Source organism: Candidatus Symbiopectobacterium sp. NZEC135, from assembly GCF_025962695.1.
Genome location: NZ_JAGFPF010000176.1, coordinates 1 through 2919, shown reverse-complemented (window position 1 = coordinate 2919; position 2919 = coordinate 1). Strand labels below are relative to the sequence as shown.

Genomic DNA, 2919 nt, shown 5'->3' with positions numbered 1-2919 from the left:
ATGCCGTTTCACCAGTGCCTTTATGCCCTAGCAAAATATTTTTTTCTGGAATAAACAAATCTTCCATGCAAGGTCGAAAATAAAAGTATTTATTTAAATATTCATCAGTATAAGGAATATTCTCGGCATATAAATTTGGAAGTCTGCCTTTTAGATCATTTAATACCCTATCCTGAATAGAAATTGAAGGATGATTACAATTTTGATCAACTTCGTTTGTATTTTCTTGGTTTCTAACAGAAATGATTGGAGGGAGGTTTTGTTTTATAGCATCATCCTCTCTATGTAAATCATTTTCATTTTGAATGTTTTCTGATTGAGTGGTTATTTCAGATATGTACTTAAAAAACTTTTGATACTGAGTAGATCCATTTTCGCCATTTATAAAATCGTCAATATCGTCCTTATCTTCTAATGGAGTACCAATAAACTCTAATGTATTTTGTCGATCAAAATAAAAAACCTCAGCGTCAAATGACGAGATACCTTGTATTTGATTTGAAAAATTATTATATCTTTTGCTGAAATTACTACTGATTATTGAAAGAATAAAACAGGAGTTTATATTCATTTCATTAAGCGTTTTGGTTACATACTCAATCCCAGGTTGATTCTGAATATCATCACCTGCTAAAACTACAATATTTTTTGATATTTGAGCAAGTGCACCAAAAGTGTTATTAAAACCGGTTCTTGAGTCAATCAAAATCACATCTGGGTTATATTTCAAATCTATATCATTTATTAATTTATTAAATATATTAACTAGTTGCTTCCCTTGTAAATCAATTTTTGCCAGCCCTTCCAAATAGCTAACCAAATCCTCATTGCTCTTCAATATATTTCCTGCAGGCATCAAGTTAATGCTACCGGTTCCAGAATAGCTTTTCTCAATATCATAGACATAGTCATCTAAATCGACATCAGGCATAAATGCCTGATCATTCAAATATTCTACCAATCCATTTTTACAACTCTCTGATTGAGAGCTATTAAAAAAATTTATTAATCCAGGAGCTTCAAAGTCGCAATCAATGACAAAAACTTTTTTCCCTTTACGGGACAGATAGGTTGCTGTTAATGCTAATGATGTTGTACGTCCAACCCCGCCTTTGTAACTAAAAAAGGTAATGATATTATTATTTTTATTCACTGAATCCATAGCTAAGAGAGCACCAAGTGAACGCCTTAACCCATAGGATTTCTTGTTTCCTGAAAATAAATATGACCAATCATCTTCTAAAGATTGATGTTCAGTAATAAATGTAATGTGTACATTAGGATTGTCGAGCTCTTGCGATAATATAGATTTTAAATATAAAGAAGATACCTCATGGATTTGATCGCTGACGATGTATACATCGATACTTTGATTGATTTTTAATTCAATATAAAAATCTAAAATATTATTTTTTTCTAAATTTTCACTCAAGTCATCTTCAAGTCTGTCAATGAAGTAAATAGATTTTAACATAATTAAACCTTATTCGTTTTTTTTAGAAACTCAACTGTGTGTTCATAAAACTTAACTACATGATCATAATCTACGATTATATTTTGATATCTTATTTCAGGATTCCATTTTTTTATTAATATGTTAACACTTTTATTTTTGCTCATGTGCGGAAAATCGCCAATAAAAGAACTTAAAGTATTCTGAAGTATATCAAAATTGTGATTTTTTATGTCCCTCCTATAGTTTATTCCTCGCACATTGCAACCTGATTCATTTATTTCAGTCAATCTGTCATAATTACAAAGTTCGAATATTTTAAATTTCATAGAGCACTCAATAATATAACCAGATAGATAATACAAATTAAGAATAAGAAATTTAACCTCTTCAGTGTTGAATTTGCTTTCATCATACTGATCTATTTTTTCTTTTAGAACACGGCAAGCTTGATTATGTTTGTAAGCTGAGAATAAATATTCAGTATATCTCATGTAGTCTCCATTCTATTTTTATAAGAATTTTCAATTGAAATCATTAAAATAGTAAATAACTGAATCACTTTTTCGATATAGTAAATTATTATAGGAATTGAGATCAATCACTTTTAAATCAATATGTTAGATACATAATTCATAGGCTAAATTATTTTGATTAAGTGATTGTTTTTTATAATTAATTTGACCAATGATAGCATTGGAAGGTATAACATAAAAACAGAAAGCATTAGGTGTTCTAAGGGCCTGGAAAATCTCTTATCAGCTAACCTCATTGGCCTATCTCAAGCCCACGAGGATGATAAAACTTGTTATTAATCATTGCGTTATTTCATTGGCAATTGCATGGGCTCATTTTATATGTCATCTTGGGCGATTTCTAATATATGCCTTGTGTGCAAACTCAAACGGCATTGACAATGCTTTTACGATTAGCATCAAGAAAATCTGCCCACCATTGCAGCATCAGGCGGCGTTCATCCAGATGTTCAGCTTTATGAATGTAAGCAGCACGTACCGAATTGCGTTCTTGGTGGCTCATTTGGCGTTCAACGGCATCTCTTGACCATAACCCTGATTCAATCAGAGCACTACACGCCATTGTGCGGAATCCATGAGCGCAAACGTCTTTTTGGGTGTCATAACCCATAGCGCGTAATGCCTTGTTAATCGTGTTTTCACTGATAGGTTTGTCAGCATAGCTAAAACCCGTGAATACAAGTTCGTGATCGCCACTGATGGTTTCGATTTCCTTCAGAATAGTGATGGCCTGCTTGCTCAGGGGCACCAGATGGGGACTATTCATCTTTGATCCACGGTGTGAGAACTTCACATTTTTAAGGGGTTCTCGTTCCGCTGGTATCGTCCATAGTGCATTTTTAAAATCAATCTCTGACCAACGCGCAAATCTCAGTTCGCTGGAGTGGATAAACGTCAGCAAACACAATCTAACAGCCAATTGGGTAAGCC

Annotated in this window: 2 protein-coding genes and 1 pseudogene; all 3 read right to left on the bottom strand. The window is 32.8% G+C overall.

All coding sequences use genetic code 11. The annotated features are described in order from the left end of the window. A partial coding sequence (locus tag J5224_RS24480) for a KGGVGR-motif variant AAA ATPase (RefSeq protein ID WP_264627825.1) occupies window positions 1-1474 on the bottom strand: 1474 nt, incomplete at its 3' end. A gap of 2 nt (window positions 1475-1476) precedes the next feature. Beyond that, window positions 1477-1947 carry a hypothetical protein gene (locus tag J5224_RS24475; protein ID WP_264627824.1) on the bottom strand — a complete coding sequence of 157 codons (471 nt, stop codon included), beginning with the start codon at window positions 1945-1947 and terminating at the stop codon, window positions 1477-1479. 366 nt (window positions 1948-2313) lie between these two features. Next, a pseudogene (locus tag J5224_RS24470) lies at window positions 2314-2919 on the bottom strand (tyrosine-type recombinase/integrase); the annotation flags it as partial.